Raw genomic sequence first — 18,118 nt, 5'->3', positions numbered from 1 at the left:
GAACTTATGTTCTATTTTAACCCGTTTCGTCTTGTTTGACTATGATGACTTTTTGACTGCGCCCACTGTCTTTAATGCTTCTTTGAAATTGTCATAAATGACGTTTCCTACAACAACCACGTCTGCATGCTGCGCAAAGTCTGTTGCCTGCTTCGCGTTTTCAATGCCCCCGCCATAAAAAAGGACCGTTTCATGAAGCACTGCTTTTGTTTCTTTCACAAGCTCTATATCTCCAAGCGTTCCGCTGTATTCTAGATAAAAAATGGGCAGCTTCATCAAATGCTCTGCCACTCTTGCATATGCCCTTACGTCATCGATGTCCAGCGCTGTATTTGCCTCTGTGAGCTTGGCCGCTTTACACTCTTCATTTAAAATAACATAGCCTTCAGGCACAATCTCTTCCATTGACATCAAATCACCGAATTCCTTCATCGCGTCCTTATGAAGCCCAACAATCCAATCAGGATGAGAGCTGTTTAAGACGGTCGGGATGAAATACAGATCGAAGCCCGGCACAATCATCTCATGTGTTGAGATTTCGAGCACACATGGCACAAGAAATCGGCGGACCTTTGACATCAATTGGAGCACATTGTCCTCTGTCACATTGTCACTGCCGCCAATCAATATGGCATCCGTACCAGATTCACAAATCGCCTCCAGCTGTTCATCGGATATTTCTTTATTTGGATCGAGTTTAAAGACATGCTTCCACTCGGTAACATCATACATGAAAAACGTTCCTCCATTCGTTTCATTCCATTTAAATATTATAACAAAATCAGTGACCGCAAAAAATGGGTAACCTCCTTCAGCTAAAAGTTTCATTCTTTTGAAAATGGACGATTTTAACTCTAAATGAGGCTAATGGAGACTATGTGAAAAGATCCACTTCAAGAGGACTAAGGGAGATAAATATATTAATACTGAACTGAAATGCGAGCTGCTTCGTCTCATCACATGATATTATACAATAAAGGAACATTTTACTATCTAATAAGCAGGTGAATGATTTGAAAAGAACCATCACATATGATCAAACGATCGACATCGGATACATTGATCTCATCCCGCCTAGAATCGGAACAATCAAAGAAACCATTGAATTAGACGTAAATGAATGTGTGAATGCAGATATTGATAAAGAGGGCCGAGTGGCTGGTCTGGAGTTATTTGCAGAAGAAGCAGAGGTTCTGAAGCATGCACCCGTTTATGAGGACGTGCTTTCGTTACGTTTTACGGATCAGGAAGTTCTCTCAACCTATCATTTGTCAGGCATTGAATTTCAATTCTCGACGCCTGATCACAAAGGGCTGATCGGTTTTACGATTGTCGATCCTCTTCGATATAACGTCAAAAGAAAGACAAGAAAAAACCGTTTTGAATGGTCAAAACGGTTTTTTCAAACTATTGTCTCACTTCATTGAAATAATGGACGGATGTCATGGCCCCTTCATCGACCATCTTGTTGTCTTGAATATCTAATGGATCAGGGTGTCCGGCTTTTTCAGGAATCTTTTCATCTGAGCGGAACATGCTTGCCCATTTTTTGAGATGCTGTTTATTTTTTACCGCTAATAACACAGCACCACCAACCCCTAATCCTGCAAGTACATACGCATTTGGACGCTTATTCATGTATGTTCCCTCCCCTTATGATCTTATTTGTAAGTTACCCCGCCTTTTTATTTCTAAACGTCACAATCTGTTGAAGTGGTTTCTCTTTCAATGAAAAGTGGAATAACAACAGCAATGATAGAGAAAAGAGGGGATCTTCGTGACAACAACTTTCATTGTCATTGGCGCACTATTAGTGATTTGTTTCATCTTACCAATCATTTTATTCATCTGGATTTGGATGCGAGATGAAAAACAGGAAGAGCATTCTGTCCTGCGAAATTATCCGGTCATTGGAAAGCTGCGGTTTATTTTTGAAAAAATAGGACCTGAGCTGCGCCAATATCTTTTTCTGAATGATCGGGAGGAGCTTCCTTTCTCAAGAAGAGAATATGAGCAAGCTGTCATGTCTGGGAAGTACAAAAGCCGGACGATGGGCTTTGGATCAAAACGTGATTTTGACAAGCCTGGTTACTACATTCGCAACGTCCTTTTTCCAAAGCAACGAGATGAGTTACGCATCGATCAATCTGAAAAAATTCATACAAAAGTGTATCAGATTGATCAAGACAATTTACTGCGAAGAAGTGAACATACCAAAGAGGTCGAAGCAAAACCTTACTATCTCCATCAAGACGATGTACAAGTGATTGGCGAACACACATGTCAAAAGCCTTTCCGTGTAAAAGGCCTGATTGGACAGTCTGCCATGAGCTACGGATCTTTAGGCGACAGGGCCATTACAGCACTATCCTCTGGATTAAAAATGGCTGGCGGTACGTGGATGAACACAGGTGAAGGCGGGCTTTCCCCATATCACCTCAAAGGCGGAGCCGATATCATTTGCCAGATTGGGCCCGGTCTATTTGGCGTGAGAACAGAGGATGGCGCTTTTTCCTTTGAAGAATTCAAGAAAAAAAGCGAGCACGAGGAAGTCAAAGCCTTTGAGCTGAAGCTGGCTCAAGGAGCAAAAACACGCGGCGGACATATTGACGGCGAAAAGGTCACCGAAGAAATTGCGAATATCCGTAAATTGCCGCCCCATCAATCCATTGACAGCCCAAACCGATTTGAGATGTTCCACTCCATTCCTGATATGTTTGATTTCATTGAACAGCTGCGAAGTATAGGCGGAAAGCCTGTTGGCATCAAGCTTGTTGTCGGACATAAAGAAAACATTGAAGAGCTTGCAGCGTATATGAAAAAAAGCGGAAAGCATCCTGATTTCATTACAGTGGATGGCGGAGAAGGCGGCACTGGTGCATCCTTTCATGAATTGGCAGATTCCGCAGGGCTGCCCATTTTCACGGCGCTCCCAATGGTTCATCAAATATTGAAAGAATACGGTGTCAGAGATCAGGTAAAACTCTTTGCTTCCGGCAAACTTCTCTCACCTGATAAAATTGCGATTGCCCTTTCCATGGGTGCTGACTTTGTAAATATCGCACGGGGACTCATGTTTTCAGTCGGATGCATTCGCGCACAAGTGTGCCACACGAATAAATGCCCAGTCGGGGTCGCCACAACGGATCCAAAGCTGCAAAAGGGTTTATCAATTGAAGAAAAGAAATACCGAGTCTGCAATTATATCCTTTCTCTAAGAGAAGGTTTGTTTAACTTATCCGCAGCCGCTGGAATTGAATCTCCCATTCATTTTAATGAAAAACATATTATCTACAGACAAGAAAATGGCCAGACAAGTGAAGTGCCGATGTTTTCAGGGACACAGCCATCTGTCTAGTTTGAGAAAAGGTGCGTTTTCGCACCTTTTTTTCGTTGACATTTTGGCTCAATCGCGTATAAAGAACTTAGACAAATGATAGGAGATGGAGGATGCGTGAGGTTATAGGCGAGCTAAAATAAAAAACAGGACCGCTTGATTCAGCCAGTCCTTGCTTGTCTTTTCAGCGCTCTCCATAAAAAAACTGTAAACAACTCCATTCTTGTTGAAAAGGATTGTTTACAGTGAAAGCTGTTTTATTTTGTTTCGTCATTTGCCTGCTGTTCTGCTACGCGGTCAAGTGCCATCGTATAGGCATCATTTCCGTAGTTCAAGCAGCGTTTGACACGTGAGATGGTTGCAGTGCTCGCACCTGTTTCCGTCTCAATTTTATGATACGTGTTCCCCTCGCGAAGCATACGCGCTACTTCAAGACGCTGTGATAAAGATTGGATTTCATTGATGGTACACAAATCATCAAAGAATCGATAGCATTCTTCCAGGTCTTTAAGGGATAAGATGGAGTTGAATAACTGATCTAAGCTTTTGCCCCTTAATTTATCAATTTGCATCTTTATACATCTTCTCCTTTACTATTGGCACACCGCTTCGCACGACATTCTATGAAGAAAAGCGGTATCTTTCCTGACTAATTTTTTTCAACCTCAGCAATGAGCTTTGAACGAATCATGACAGGTTTGGTTCTACGCTGGAAATGCCGTCAGTTCTTTCGTAAGCCGAAGCTTCTTTATCGTATACAAATTCGACAAGTTCTGTCATTTTCCTTGTACGACAATCTGACAAACTTGTTTGCTTTCGATATCAGAATCACTTCTGCTTGATTAGGTATGCCCTAAAATACAGGTTGTGCGGAAAGCTCGGCGAGACCACAAACATGCGCCCCGCCTCGCTCAATTATTCAAAATATGTTGGTCGGCCAGCGTAACCGACAGATTCATTTTTCAATTAGGGCATTTCACTCGTCATGTCAAAGCCCTCTGCTTCAACAACTCCACATAAGCATTTTCACTTACATGGCAGCGAAGAGATCCATTGCTCACTTCTGCCCTATAACAGCTGTCAGAAATGTGGCAAAGATGATACAGCTCCACTCTGTTATATTTTAACGCATTATAGACGGAAAGAGTACAGTTTTTTTCATGACATCAAATATTCCTCTTGGTGTCACTCGAATATACGGCAAATGTGTACTTTGGAAAAAGACAAGTGTATCAATTGGGCAATCAAATGGATAGCCTCGCTCAATGAGCAGCTCGCGTAATGTTTGTATCTGCTGAAGAACAGTCTCAAACGGTTCAGCCGATGCACAGCCTGATAATTGCAGCGGGATTTCGTGCAAAATTTTCCCGTTCTCTGTGAGGACGATCCCCCCGCCGATTTCTTTCATTCTCTTATGTGCCAGCATCATGTCCTCTTTATTTTTCCCAATCACTAAAATGTCACCCGTGAGCGAAAATGAGCTGACAAAGCCTTGCACTTTGTTTGCGAAACCTTTGAGCATCGTATTCACACGCCACTCGCCTTTTCGGTCAATCAAGCTAAAGAAACTTTGATCATGGTCACAGGACAGTTGGTTCACCGAGTTATCAATCTCCACTGTATAAGGCTCCATGATGACAGCATTTCTCATTTTGACACCTAGCGGCATGGAAAATTGCAAATCACTCATCGTCAGATCATAGCATAAATCTAATGGAACAAGCCCGCCATTTTTCCATTTAGTTTCTTGAAATTGATGCTGGTTCTCGCCATCCAATTTGAGAGTAACCCCTTTAGATATCACCGTTTCAGGATTTGGGTTCATCGGATCATCTAAAATATTCAAAGAAGCCAGCCGGCCGGGACCGACAACACCTAATAGGTCATCAATTTGATAGTATTTTGCAATGTTAAATGTCGCCATATTATACGCATCAATGATAGGCACGCCTTCTTCAAGGGCAATTGAAATCAAACGATTAATCATACCTTCCTCATAAAAATGAGGCGCAGCTCCGTCTGTTGTATAGAAAAAGTGATCATAGTGTCTAAAATCACGCTCGTGCAGTTCTCTTAAAATGTTCACTAAATCTGGGCGGATGGAAGAATGACGAAGTGAGACATGGTAGCCAAGGGACAAGCGTTTTAGCACATCGTCCGCATTCATCGCTTCATGATCGCTGTCCGCGCCAAACAGCTTCATTTTTGTTAGCGTTTTCTCGGAAGCTCCGGGGAAATGCCCTTCAATTCGTTTTCTCTGCTTCTTCGTTTCTTGCATGCAATATAAAATGAGATCATCACCGTCCATCAATCTTGGCCAGCTTGTTAATTCGCCGCCTTGAAGGACATCAGGATGATCAATCCATTCCTTGCGATAGTTGATAGGAAGCATCTCATCTTCATATCTGACTTCAGTCTGAAGATCGTATCTAGACCACCAGAAATACTGAAATGGCTGCTGTTTTAATTCACACAGAGCGGAAAGCGCTTTCTTTTCATTGCTCTGCAAAAGAAGAAATAAGTTATCGCTGACCATCGTTGTTGTGCCAAATTGAGACACATATTCTGCAAGTGATTGGGGATTATAAATATGGAACGGATGCGCGTGAGGCTCTATATACCCAGGCACAATGTATTTCCCTTCACAATCAATCACACGTTTAGCTGATTTATTTTGAGGAAGCTCTGCTCCGACATAAACAATTCGATCATCATGTATCCAAATATTTGCCTTCACCCATTGTTTCAAAAATGGGTTTAGCACGAGTCCATTCATTAAAAGGAGTGTTGGAACTATTTTTGAGTCGACTACATCGATTTGTGTGCGGATGTCATTGTTTCTCCAATTAAAAGTACGTTCGGACATTCACATACTCTCCTTCATTTGTATTAGCACTATCGTAACATAACGAACCACGTTACGCATTAATGAAACGTTACAATTTCTTGAAATCACACTTAAAATATTTAAAAAAGGAGATTCACCTTCAATGAAACCTAATCTCGGCTTAATGGAAGCGCTCATTCGAATTGCCTGCGGAATGACAATATGTACTGTGGCTGGTTCTTTATATGCTAGAAAACCATGGAGTAAAATGCTGCTTTTCAGCATCATGTGCGGCGGGATGAAACTGGCATCTGGCATTCTTCGTTTTTGTCCAGTGACGTATATGTGTGAGCAGCAGGACACACATAAAGAGAAGGCTGAGTGAGACAGCCTTCTTTTTATGTAATTATTTTCTGCCTCTTTCATTACTCCGCTGCTTCACACCATTCCACCATCGTACCTGCGATAATTTCTGCTGCTTCAATCACATGCTCAATGTCGATAGATTCATTCGGAAAATGGGCAAGCTCCGTTGTTCCAGGTCCAAACACGATGATCGGAATACCTGCCGCCTGTGACAGTAATCCGCCGTCTGTTCCCCAAGGAGCGGCTTCGATCTTTGGCGGCTCCTTCTTGACTGCTTCATATTGTTCCTTCAATAGACATAAAAGTGGATGATCCGTATCGATTGAGCCTGGAAGCCATCTTGCCCCAAACCATTCGACCTCGACAGGATGATCTTTGAACCATTCATCCTTTTCCCCAAGTCCCGTCATCCAATTTTCTAATTCCTTCTCTGCCTGCTCAACCGTCTCACCTGGCATCACTCCAAGTCTGCCCTCCATTGTGACCAGATCTGCTACAGAGGACGGCCAATCACCGCCTTGAATTTTCCCCATGTTGATGGGGATCGGAATTGGGATATGCTGAAATAACGGCTCGGTGATGCGCTGATTTCGTTCTTCTTCAAGTGCCGCTATATGCGTAAGAACGATCATACTCTTTTCAATAGCGGAAACACCGTGATATCTTGTTCCGCCATGAGCTGCCCTTCCTTTAATATACAGTCTGAACCACTTAGATCCCTGCTGAATCGGAAAGATTTTCATATGACTTGGTTCTGGAATGATGGCCGCATCTGCTGTATACCCTCTCAGTATGGCTGCAAGGGTGCCTGCACCGCCGCTTTCTTCTTCGACGACACTATGAAACACAACATCTCCTTTCAGCGGAATCTGAAGCGCATGCAGTGCCTCTAGTGCGAAGAGTAAAGAAACATTTCCGCCTTTCATATCTGTTGCCCCGCGTCCATAAAGTCTCCCGTTTATGATATGCCCGCTGTAGGGCGGATATGTCCATTGTTTCGTATCTCCTGCTGGAACAACATCCACGTGCCCATTTAATAAAATGGATTTGCCGCCGCCTTTCCCCTTCAATCGTCCGGCGACATTGGGACTTCCTTTAAAGGAACGCCTCGGGGAATAGAAATACGGATGTTCCAGCAGGTCTTCTCCGCCAATGTCCCATACATCTACATCAAAACCAATTGCGGAAAGCTTATTTGCTACAATTTGCTGCACATCTTGTTCATTCCCTTGGGTGCTTTCACATTGCACCATTTGCTGAAGAAGCGCAATCGCTTCATCTTGGTGCTCTCTCATCCAGCTTCTGATCCGTGTAATTGGCTGCAAGTCAGTCATCCTTTCTACACAACAGATTTGACATCAGGCGCTAAAATTAATGGGGCCTCTGTCGCCCTTATGACATCTTCCGGCTGAAACGGCGGCATGACTTCACGTAAAATGAGCAGCTGTGATTTGACCTCAATGACTGCCATATCCGTAATAATCAGATCCACACAAGACTTAGCGGTTAAGGGCAGTGTACAGGCAGATTTCACCTTTGACTCACCGTGTTTATCAAGGTGGCTCATCACCACCACAACCTTTTTCGCCTTTTGCGCAAGCTCAATCGCTCCGCCCATCCCCGGTACTCGTTTGCCCGGCACAATCCAATTCGCAAGATCACCCTGACTGCCTACTTCAAGTGCACCTAAAATGGTCATATCCAGCATGCCTTTTCGAATGATGCCAAAAGCTGTCGTGCTGTCCATGTATGAACCGCCTTTTGTTAATGTAATGGGAAAACCGCCTGCATTGCACAAATTCGGATCTTCTTCTCCTTGTGCTGGTGAGGCTCCTGCCCCCATAATGCCGTTTTCTGCATGCAGCCACACCCTGTAATGCGCTGGGATGTATTCAGCTGCAAGTGTCGGGATGCCGATCCCTAGATTGACGATCATACCATCTTCAATTTCCTGCGCCGCGCGTTTGGCTATGCGGTGTCTTAAATCGATGTCTCCCATGCCCATGCCCATGTCCAGTTCACTCCTTTTGATTGCACGATCTGGTTCACAAATACCCCTGGTGTCACGATTTCTTCTGGATGAAGACTGCCCACAGGCACAATCTCTTCCACTTCCGCAATGGTCCAGTCTCCTGCCATCGCCACAATCGGGTTTGTATTCCGTGCACTTTTATCAAAAATCAGATTTCCTGCTTCGTCTGCTTTGAGGGCATTCACAATGGCAATATCCGCTGTTAGCGCAGGCTCAAGGATATATGTGTTCCCGTTTAGCGGAACGAGCTGCTTCTCATCGAGATTGAGGCTATCCATGCCGACATCTGTCACAATGCCTGCCAAGCCCATCCCGCCTGCTCGAATTTTTTCTGCTAGAATGCCTTGCGGGTAAAAATGAACGTCTAGTGTACCTGCCTGCATTTTCTGTCCGGCTATTGGATTTGAGCCAATATGAGAAGCAATGATCTTCTTGACTCTTCCTTCTGTGATCAGCCGGCCAACACCTATTTGCGGGAAGCCTGCATCGTTTCCGATCAATGTCAGATCTTTGATATTCGCTTCTAGGATGGCGTCGATCAATGATGGCGGGGACCCTACGCCGCCAAACCCGCCAAACATGATGGTCATGCCGTCCCTAAAATGCGTGATCACTTCATCAACATTCGCTGTTTTGTTCATCATCTTTCCTCCCTACATCGCAGATGGGAAAAACCCTCGGTTGATGACTTCTTGTTCGACCTGCGTGATTGTCTGCTCAAATAATTGAATGAGTTCATCCATCTCCTGCTGCGTGATGGAAAGCGGCGGTGCAATCATGACCGCTGCACCTCCCACTCCATCCTCTCCAGCGCTTGCTGGGTAAACAAGCAAGCCATTTTGCTTGGCCGTCTCAACGACTAAATGCGTCATTTGAGCATGGGCAGGAAATGGTGTTTTCGATAAGCGGTCTGCGACAAACTCAATGCCAATGAGCAGTCCCTTTCCTCTCACATCTCCTATGATGAAATGGTTTGTTTGCAAATCCTTTAAAGCATTCATTAAATATCGGCCAGACAGATCCGCTCGTTCAGGAAGCTGATGTTTTTTCATATATCGTATGACAGCTAGTGAGACGGCTGCTGAAAGCGGATTGCCGCTATAGGTGTGACCTGCCATCACAGAACCTGAACCGCTCAGAATCGGTGCGATAACATGATCTGCTGAGACGGCTGCCGCAATCGGTGAATAGCCGGCACTCATGCCTTTGCCGAGAACCATAATATCTGGTACGACGCCCCAATGTTCCATCGCAAACATTTTCCCAGTTCGTCCAAAGCCTGTCATGACTTCGTCTGCAATCATTAAAATACCGTTTTCCTCACAGACACGCTTCATCGCTTCAAAATATCCGTCTGGCGGTACAAGCGCCGCTCCCGATGCTCCAACAATCGGCTCTGCAATAAAAGCGGCAATCCTCTCTTTTCCTATACGCTGAATGACGGTTTTAAATTCCTGGACATACCATTCGACCTGCTTGACCTCTTCCTTTGGCAGCCATGAACGATAGCTATATGGCGGAGACAGCACCGCATGCTTTTCGAGCAATGGTTCAAAGCGCTCTCTCCTTGCAATATGTCCTGACATCGACAGCGCACCGAGTGTGATGCCGTGATAACTCATCCATCTTGAGATAATGTGATTTTTCTCAGCCTTCCCCTGCTCCTGCCAATGCTGAATAGCAATTTTCATAGCCGTTTCCGTTGCCTCTGATCCGCTTCCGACAAAAAAAGACCAGTTCAGGTTACCTGGGCAAAGCGTACTCAATTCATAGGCAAGTTCTTCTGCTGGTTCATTTGTGAATTGCGATCTGTACGTAAAGCTCACTTTTTCCGCTTGCTCTGTCATGGCATCAATGATCTCACGTATGCCATGTCCAATACTTGCCGTGACAGCCCCCGAAGAGCCGTCTAAATATTTTTTCCCGTCCCGATCATATAAATAAATCCCCTCTCCTTTCACAGCCACAGGATAATGCTGATTCAACATCGGTTTGATTAAGTAATCCCGGGTCTCCACTTTGCCATTCCTCCCTCTCTTGTCAGCAGCTGCATCTTTCTTTTTTCATGAATCGCAAGAAAATTTTGTATACTTGTTATAAGATTAGCTTAATCAAGAGGGCAGTCATCCTCCATTCGCCACATGCCCGAATTTCACACGCATTTTTTATACATCGTGTATAAGAGTGTTCAAAAGGAGGTCATGAGTCTATGGCGATTCTCGTCAAAGATGCACTCTCGCTCGATATCATGAAGGGAACAAAGCTGCTTGCTGGAGAAAATGGACTGGACCGACTCATTCAATGGGTGACCATCGTGGAAATCATCGAAGACACGTCAAGACTTTCCGAAGGGGAATTGCTCGTCACAACCGGATTCGGACTCGCGGACAATCAAGAAAGACGCGACCGGCTTGAGGAATTGATTCAATCTCAAAGGCTATCAGCCATCGCTATTTATAAAGGTGTATACTTAAGCGACATTCCAGCATCACTCATTCAAGCAGCGAAAAATAGCGGCATTCCGCTCATCGAAATTCCGCCGCACATCAATTTCTCAGACATTACAAAAGCCGTCCTAGAACAAATCGTGAGCAGTCAGCTCCATCAGCTTAAATATTCATCAGCGATTCATCAAAGACTGACCCAATTAAATGTAAGGAATAAAAATGTGACGCAAATTACAGATGAACTGGCACATCTCACTGCAGCGAACATCGTCGTGCTTGATGTCTTTTTACATCAAACAGCGGCTCATCTCATCAAAGATGAAGTGACGTACTCTCCTGCCTTTGGCTTTCTGACAGATCGTGAACCAATTGAAACCATGCCCCTTCTTAAGCAGGCAGAGGAGAAAGGCCGGCTCGTCTATGACACGTGCGGAGCGTTTGTCCTCGCCGCATGTCCGGTGATTGCGATGGGGGATATTTTCGGGTTTATTGTGTCTTTAAAGAAAAAGGATACGTGGCATCATCTCGACGCGATTGCCATTGAGCATGCCGGGGCAGTGTATGCGATTGAATGGCTGAAGCAAAAGGCCATTCAAGATACAGAAAACCAAATGCAGGGACATTTGTTAGATGATATTTTGCAGCAGCAATATACAGAAGAAAGCTACGTGGTCGAACAAGCAACAAAGCTGCAATATGATATGAGCGAGGAGCAGGTGGTGATCTACTTTCAATTCCAGCATCAGCACACACAGCTCGATCATCAAATGATGCAGCGCCTCTCTCAATTACTCACATCGATATTTGAACGCAGACATATTCCCTTTTTACTAAAGGCAAGGCTCGATTCCATTTTTGTCCTGACACCCGCAGGAAAAAAAGCGTTTCAAGAAGCGGAGTGGTATCGCGCAGCAGAGGAGTGCCGGAGCACTTGGTCGTATTTTTTTCCCGTCCATCCGATTGTCATTGGCATCGGGAGAGCCTATGACCAGATCAGTCTCTTTGCAAAAAGCGCGAAGGAAGCGCAGTATGCAGCAAGGCTCCTTCCGCTTTTAAAAACAGACGAAAGCATCATTCATTATCAAAAGCTTGGCTTATATGGCATGCTTCTTGAAATGAATGAAGCGGGTATGAATTTGCATGACTTTTACGTGGAGCTGTTAAGTCCTTTGCTTTTTACGAAAAAACAAGGGGCTGACCTGATCCATACACTCGAAGTGTATTTGGCACACAATGAAAATATTCAAAAATCTGCGGGAGAATTGTTTATTCATAGACATACATTAAGCTACCGGCTGAAACAAATTGAAACGAGAACAGGCTGCAGCCTCAAATCCACTGATGATCGGATGAAGCTGCAGCTCAGTATCATGGCGTACCGTCTATCTGGTCTGCTAGATCAGATGAGAACCATTTCATGATTCATTCGGCGTTTTGACCCATAGATTCATATCTTCAATTTTGTCAAAAATATAGCAGTTGTTTTGGAAGCGCCCGGTATACGTATACCCGAGCTGATAAAACACTTGATTCATCCCATAGGACAGTGCACGTGCAAGAGAATAAAAGACATAGATATGCATCGACTGGAGTTCTTTTTCAAGTGCTAGAATCAAATGATGCATGAATCCTAGTTTTCTGTATGATGGAAGGGTCGCACAATCTGTTAATTCCGCATGGCCATATAACGCATTGATTTCAGCGGATGCTGCACTCACAATGTGTCCGTCATGTTCAACAACATAAAAGACAGTCCCTTCCGCCATTACCTTTTGGATATAATCTGGCTCGTTCATTGGCGTAGGATACGTTTCAAAGACCGTATCATAGAGCTTTGCCAGCTTGTGAATATCCTTCGGATCGGCTTTCCTCATCACATACTCATCCTGCCACGTGCCTTGGTCTTTTTTCATCTCCTTCGCTTGAATGGATGCGACGATCTTATCTTCCTCCAGCCAATACGAACTGTTCATTCGATCCTCAGTGAGAAAAAGCGACATGCCGTACGCATCACTTCCGAGGAAATAATGAGAAAACACCCCTTCAAGCCGAAAGCCTTTTTCTAAAAAAAGAGGTACATGCTCACGTCTTACTTTCACAATGATCTTAGAAGCCTTACAGTCCGCCGCTTCCTGAAGAACGGATTGAATGACATCCCGCACCCTGCCGCTATAATCATCTAAACGGATTCGCTCATTAAATGAATCAATACAGATCAAGGCAGAAAAACGCTCGTTTGCAAGTTTCTTCAATTGCACCATACACTCATTCCTCTCTTATGAATCAGTTAATAAATAATTTCCAAATGGATGAGACAATCGCCATACTCACCAATATAGACATGCTCATATACATCATGGCTGATCTCTTTTTGACTTTGTTTTGCTTTCTTGCTTCATTCATGATGAGATTTGAGAACACGACAAATAAAATAAGTAATACGATTGCAAATAGAATGATTCCTTGAATGATCATACTGACTCCCCATCAACTCGTGATCCCATATTACTTCTTCATATTCAATCGGCATCCCTTCTCACGAACAAAAAACACCTTTCCATCTGGACAGATAGAAAGGTGTTTTAATTAAACGGATTTCCCCGCAGCCTTCAGTGCACGGGCGCCAATGTCACGGCGGTAAAATAGACCTGGTTGAGTGATTTCTTCAACCGCTTCATACACTCTTGATCTTGCCGCTTCAAATGTATCGTCAAATGCGGTTACATTAACTACACGGCCGCCATTTGTGACAAATTGATCGTTTTCTTTTTTTGTTCCTGCGTGGAAGGTCACGACATCAGACACCGTTGTTTGCAAAGCACCAATCGGTGTGCCTTTTGCGTAGTCCTCTGGGTATCCCTCTGATGCTAGGACTACACTGACAGCCGCAGTGTCTTTCCACTGTAAGTCCACATCTTTTCCGTCCAGAATGTCGAGGAAGACTTGAACTAGATCTGATTCAAGACGAGGGAGAACCACCTGCGTTTCAGGATCACCAAAGCGTGCGTTGAACTCAATGACTTTTGAGCCTTCTGGTGTCAGCATTAAGCCTGCATATAAAATGCCTGTAAACGGACGCTCTTCCTGCACCATTGCGCGAGCCGCCGGTTTGACGACATATTCCACCGCTTTTTGGACGACTTCTTCTGAAATTTGCGGAACTGGCGAATAAGCCCCCATCCCGCCGGTATTCGGCCCTTTGTCATCTTCGAATGCCCGTTTGTGATCCTGCGCGATCACCATTGGATACACCTTTTCTCCATTGACAAAGGCCATCAGTGAAAATTCCTCGCCTGTTAAAAATTCCTCGATGACGACAGATGCACTCGCATCGCCAAACTTTTCATCTTCCAAAAAGTCGTGCAGACAGTTGATCGCCTCTTCAAGTGTCATAGCGACTGTCACGCCTTTTCCTGCTGCAAGACCGTCTGCTTTAATGACAATTGGCGCACCCTTTTCTTCCACATAAGCCTTCGCTTCTTCAAACGATGTGAAGGTAGCGTAAGCGGCGGTCGGGATATCATAGTTTTTCATTAAGTCTTTTGCAAATTCCTTTGAGCCCTCAATAACCGCAGCTTTTGCATTTGGTCCAAATACCTTTAGATCTGCCTCTTCAAATGCATCCACTACACCTGCAATTAAAGGAACCTCTGGGCCGACAATCGTTAAGTCGATTTCATTATCTTTTGCAAAACGAATTAATGCCTCATGATTACCTTCATCGATTGGGACAAGCTTCGCAGCATCTGTCATTCCATCATTGCCGGGTGCGACAAATACTTGGCTGACAAGTTCACTTTGCTTCACTTTCCATGCGATGGTATGCTCTCTTCCGCCTCTGCCGATAATTAATACGTTCACACTGTCATCCCCTTAATGTTTGAAATGTCTAACGCCAGTGAAGACCATGGCGATGCCGTATTCATCTGCCTTTTGAATCGATTCTTCATCACGAATGGAACCGCCTGGTTGAATGATCGCTGTGACGCCTGCCTTCGCAGCAGCTTCCACTGTATCGCCCATTGGGAAGAATGCATCAGAGCCTAGTGCGCTTCCTTTCGCTTTTTCACCTGCTTGTTCAATCGCAATGTTCGCTGAGCCCACACGGTTCATCTGACCAGCGCCGATACCTGCTGTCATTTGATCCTTCGCGAGGACAATGGCATTTGATTTCACATGCTTGACGACTTTCCATGCAAGCTTTAAGTCTTTCCATTCGTCTTCTGTAGGTTCTCTTTTCGTTGGAATAGAGATCGTTGCTTCCTCTAAGCCATACGTATCAATATCCTGCACGAGCAGTCCGCCATGGACACTTGTCAGCTGCTTTTCTTTTTTCTCAAGATTCGCTTCTACATCTAGTGTTAATAGACGAAGATTCTTTTTCGCTGTTAACACGTCAAGTGCTTCTTGACTAAAAGATGGGGCGATGACGATTTCTAAGAAAATCGTATGCAGCACGTCAGCCGTTTGTTTGTCTACTTCACGGTTAAGCGCCACAATGCCGCCAAAAATAGAGGTTTCATCTGCTTTGAATGCACGGTCAAAGGCTTCAGCAATCGTTTCTCCTGTACCAACGCCGCACGGATTCATATGTTTTACAGCCACAGCCGCTGGCTCCGTAAATTCACGTACGATTTGAAGAGCTGCATCTGCATCTTTGATATTGTTATAAGAAAGTTCTTTTCCATGTAATTGCGTTGCAGTAGCCAAAGAGCCTTTGCTTGGAAGAGCATTTTCATAGAAAGTCGCCGCTTGGTGCGGGTTTTCTCCATAACGAAGGGATTGTTTTTTCTCAAACGTGACGGTGAACTGCTCTGGCTCTGTTTCGCCAACAAAGTTCGTTAAATAATCTGCAATGAGGGCATCGTAAGCAGCTGTATGACGGAATACCTTCGCCGCAAGCTCACGTTTTTTCTCAAGTGACACGCCGCCTTCTTTGATTTGCTGAACGACTGTACCATAATCACGAGGATCGACAATCACTGTGACGTCTTGGTGGTTTTTCGATGCCGCACGAAGCATTCCCGGTCCGCCAATATCAATGTTTTCAATCGCTTCTTCATACGTTACATCGTCTTTTGAGATCGTCTCTTTGAAAGGATAGAGATTCACGACAACAAGATCAATCGGCTGAATGCCATGCTTTTCAATCTGTGCCATATGCTCATCGTTTTCTCTCACTGCCAATAATCCACCATGAATGTTTGGGTGAAGTGTTTTGAGTCGTCCGTCCATGATTTCAGGGAATCCAGTGACTTCAGAAATCCCAATGACATCAATGCCATTCTCTTGAAGAAGCTTATGTGTACCTCCAGTTGAAATCACTTCAACACCAAGTTCTGTTAATTCTTTCACAAAAGGTACTAGATTCGTTTTATCGGAAACACTGATTAATGCGCGTTTGATCGTCATGCCTTCGTCACCTCATTAAGATAATTCTAAAAGTGATTTGATCACTTTTGGATATAGTGTGTGTTCTAGTTCATGCATTCTTTTTTCAATCGATGCAAGCTCTTCGCCTTGTTCAATATAAATCGCGGCTTGATCAATAATCGGACCTGTATCCATCCCTTCATCGACAAAATGGACAGTGATGCCTGCCACTTTGACACCTGCTTGATAGGCTTGTCCGATGGCATCAAGACCTGGGAAGGCTGGCAGCAAAGATGGGTGAATATTCACGATTTTCCCTCTATACGCTTCAAGTAATGTCGGACCGATCAGTCTCATATACCCAGCAAGGAAAACCCATTCTACTTCATGAAGCCTAAGCTGTTCGATGATCGTTTGTTCAAAAGCGGCTTTATTCGGAAAAGCCTTCGGGGTAAAAGCAAAGGAGGCAATGCCCTCTTTCTCAGCACGCTCCAGCACCTTCGCACCCGGTTTATCACAAATCACAATGGCGGCCTCTGCCTGCCACTGTTCTTCTTTTAACGTATCTATAATGGCTTGAAAGTTCGTCCCGCTTCCAGAGGCGAAGATCGCAAACTTCTTCATGAGAGGCTTCCACCGCCGAATGTGACACCTTCTCCTTTTTGAACACGACCGATGAGAAATGCTTTCTCTCCATCTTGTTCAAGTTCACTAATCACATCCACAAGATCGTCCTCTTTTACAGCTAAGACAAAGCCAATGCCCATATTAAACACGTTGAACATCTCTTCTGCCTTCAACTGACCCTTTTCTTGAATAAAAGAGAAAATTGGTGGTACTGGCCATGAGCCGTTATCAATCTCAACGCCAAGACCTTCAGGCAGCATACGTGGTAAATTCTCGATAAAGCCGCCGCCTGTCACATGTGCCATGCCGTCAACTTTGCCGGCTTTCACTTGTTTGAGAACGGGCTTCACATAAATTTTTGTCGGTTCAAGAAGCTCTTCTCCAAGCGGTCTTGTAAAAGGTTCATACGTTTGGTGCAGATCAAGACCAGCGTCTTCCAGCAAAACTTTACGAACGAGAGAGTAGCCATTGCTATGAATTCCGCTTGAGCTCAGTCCAATGAGCAAATGTCCCTCTTTGATGCTGTCTCCTGTCACGATTTCATTCTTTTCAACGACACCTACCGAAAAACCAGCAATATCATATTCTTCTTCTGTGTAAAGACCCGGCATTTCGGCTGTCTCACCGCCGACAAGTGCTGAACCAGACTGCTCACAGCCGTCAGCCACCCCTTTGACAATGGATTCAATTTTTAGCGGATCTGCTTTTCCAACGGCTAAGTAATCTAAGAAAAAGAGCGGTTCTGCCCCTTGTGCAAGCACATCGTTGACACACATGGCCACGGCATCGACGCCGATCGTATCGTGTTTATCCATTAAAAAGGCAAGCTTTAATTTCGTTCCGACACCATCTGTTCCTGAAACAAGAACAGGCTTTTTATATGGCAGCTCAGATAGATCAAACATACCGCCAAATCCACCTAGAGCGCCCATGACACCTGCTCGTTTTGTACGTTCTACGTGTGTTTTCATTCGTTTGACGGCTTCATACCCTGCTTCGATGTCGACACCGGCGTTTTTATATGCTTCTGACATCCCATTCACTCCTTTTAGCTGCTGCTTTCCATGTATTTTCGGCAGAATGAAAGAGCAGCATATCAACTCATCTTG

The 18,118-nt window shown here is 44.5% G+C and carries 18 protein-coding genes; 4 read left to right on the top strand and 14 right to left on the bottom strand.

Annotation, left to right across the window (positions count from 1 at the left end; translation table 11 throughout):
- Positions 1-39 precede the first annotated feature (39 nt).
- A complete protein-coding gene (pcrB, locus tag C6344_RS16860; RefSeq protein ID WP_060595697.1) occupies positions 40-732 on the bottom strand; it encodes a heptaprenylglyceryl phosphate synthase in 693 nt (230 codons plus the stop codon).
- A 281-nt stretch (positions 733-1,013) separates the two neighbouring features.
- Between pcrB and C6344_RS16855 the strand changes: the two genes are divergently transcribed.
- Positions 1,014-1,427, top strand: coding sequence for a DUF2283 domain-containing protein (locus C6344_RS16855; protein WP_066031214.1), 414 nt, complete (start codon positions 1,014-1,016; stop codon positions 1,425-1,427).
- Here the strand turns inward: C6344_RS16855 and C6344_RS16850 are convergent.
- Entirely contained in the window at positions 1,408-1,638 is a 231-nt protein-coding gene (locus tag C6344_RS16850) for a hypothetical protein (protein ID WP_003214314.1), read from the bottom strand. The genes C6344_RS16855 and C6344_RS16850 overlap by 20 nt on opposite strands.
- 139 nt (positions 1,639-1,777) lie before the next feature.
- Here C6344_RS16850 and C6344_RS16845 point away from each other — a divergent pair, with 139 nt between their 5' ends.
- Positions 1,778-3,358, top strand: a complete 1,581-nt coding sequence (locus C6344_RS16845) for an FMN-binding glutamate synthase family protein (protein ID WP_066031215.1) — start codon at positions 1,778-1,780, stop codon at positions 3,356-3,358.
- A gap of 236 nt (positions 3,359-3,594) precedes the next feature.
- Here C6344_RS16845 and C6344_RS16840 read toward each other — a convergent pair whose 3' ends face one another.
- Positions 3,595-3,909 (bottom strand): YerC/YecD family TrpR-related protein, encoded by a 315-nt coding sequence (locus tag C6344_RS16840; RefSeq protein WP_003214053.1) that lies wholly within the window; start codon positions 3,907-3,909, stop codon positions 3,595-3,597.
- Positions 3,910-4,460: 551 nt separating this feature from the next.
- Positions 4,461-6,203, bottom strand: coding sequence for an adenine deaminase C-terminal domain-containing protein (locus C6344_RS16835; protein WP_106073121.1), 1,743 nt, complete (start codon positions 6,201-6,203; stop codon positions 4,461-4,463).
- A gap of 124 nt (positions 6,204-6,327) precedes the next feature.
- Between C6344_RS16835 and C6344_RS16830 the strand changes: the two genes are divergently transcribed.
- On the top strand, positions 6,328-6,549 hold the full coding sequence (locus C6344_RS16830; protein WP_060595694.1) for a YgaP family membrane protein: 222 nt from the start codon (positions 6,328-6,330) through the stop codon (positions 6,547-6,549).
- 40 nt (positions 6,550-6,589) lie between these two features.
- Here C6344_RS16830 and C6344_RS16825 read toward each other — a convergent pair whose 3' ends face one another.
- From C6344_RS16825 to C6344_RS16810, 4 genes are read right to left on the bottom strand one after another with little or no spacing between them, the layout of a single operon-like run.
- Positions 6,590-7,855 (bottom strand): peptidase, encoded by a 1,266-nt coding sequence (locus C6344_RS16825; protein ID WP_060595693.1) that lies wholly within the window; start codon positions 7,853-7,855, stop codon positions 6,590-6,592.
- Between the two features lie 14 nt (positions 7,856-7,869).
- Positions 7,870-8,535, bottom strand: coding sequence for a 3-oxoacid CoA-transferase subunit B (locus C6344_RS16820; protein ID WP_106073166.1), 666 nt, complete (start codon positions 8,533-8,535; stop codon positions 7,870-7,872).
- Entirely contained in the window at positions 8,511-9,203 is a 693-nt protein-coding gene (locus C6344_RS16815; protein WP_106073120.1) for a CoA transferase subunit A, read from the bottom strand. The genes C6344_RS16820 and C6344_RS16815 overlap by 25 nt, the downstream gene beginning before the upstream one ends.
- 12 nt (positions 9,204-9,215) lie before the next feature.
- On the bottom strand, positions 9,216-10,580 hold the full coding sequence (locus C6344_RS16810; protein ID WP_106073119.1) for an aspartate aminotransferase family protein: 1,365 nt from the start codon (positions 10,578-10,580) through the stop codon (positions 9,216-9,218).
- A gap of 191 nt (positions 10,581-10,771) precedes the next feature.
- Between C6344_RS16810 and C6344_RS16805 the strand changes: the two genes are divergently transcribed.
- Positions 10,772-12,430: a PucR family transcriptional regulator gene (locus tag C6344_RS16805; RefSeq protein ID WP_066031220.1), complete on the top strand. Its 1,659-nt coding sequence runs from the start codon at positions 10,772-10,774 to the stop codon at positions 12,428-12,430.
- Here C6344_RS16805 and ablB read toward each other — a convergent pair.
- The 6 genes from ablB to purM form a co-directional block, all read right to left on the bottom strand.
- The gene (gene ablB, locus C6344_RS16800) at positions 12,425-13,270 is read right to left on the bottom strand and encodes a putative beta-lysine N-acetyltransferase (RefSeq protein WP_106073118.1); all 846 of its coding nucleotides are present in this window, start codon (positions 13,268-13,270) and stop codon (positions 12,425-12,427) included. The genes C6344_RS16805 and ablB overlap by 6 nt on opposite strands.
- A gap of 22 nt (positions 13,271-13,292) precedes the next feature.
- Complete coding sequence (locus C6344_RS16795; RefSeq protein ID WP_106073117.1) at positions 13,293-13,484, bottom strand: hypothetical protein; 192 nt, start codon at positions 13,482-13,484, stop codon at positions 13,293-13,295.
- Positions 13,485-13,595: 111 nt separating this feature from the next.
- The gene (gene purD / locus C6344_RS16790) at positions 13,596-14,870 is read right to left on the bottom strand and encodes a phosphoribosylamine--glycine ligase (protein WP_106072533.1); all 1,275 of its coding nucleotides are present in this window, start codon (positions 14,868-14,870) and stop codon (positions 13,596-13,598) included.
- 12 nt (positions 14,871-14,882) lie between these two features.
- Positions 14,883-16,421 (bottom strand): bifunctional phosphoribosylaminoimidazolecarboxamide formyltransferase/IMP cyclohydrolase, encoded by a 1,539-nt coding sequence (purH, locus tag C6344_RS16785; protein ID WP_060595685.1) that lies wholly within the window; start codon positions 16,419-16,421, stop codon positions 14,883-14,885.
- A 15-nt stretch (positions 16,422-16,436) separates the two neighbouring features.
- Positions 16,437-17,006 carry a phosphoribosylglycinamide formyltransferase gene (gene purN, locus C6344_RS16780; protein WP_060595684.1) on the bottom strand — a complete coding sequence of 190 codons (570 nt, stop codon included), beginning with the start codon at positions 17,004-17,006 and terminating at the stop codon, positions 16,437-16,439.
- A complete protein-coding gene (purM, locus tag C6344_RS16775) occupies positions 17,003-18,043 on the bottom strand; it encodes a phosphoribosylformylglycinamidine cyclo-ligase (protein ID WP_066031224.1) in 1,041 nt (346 codons plus the stop codon). The genes purN and purM overlap by 4 nt, the downstream gene beginning before the upstream one ends.
- Positions 18,044-18,118: the final 75 nt, after the last annotated feature.

It is taken from the genome of Bacillus sp. GBSW19 (assembly GCF_002998655.1).
GTDB lineage: Bacteria > Bacillota > Bacilli > Bacillales > Bacillaceae > Bacillus.
Note: the sequence above shows the minus strand (reverse complement) of the source record. Positions and strands in the feature narration are given on the sequence as shown.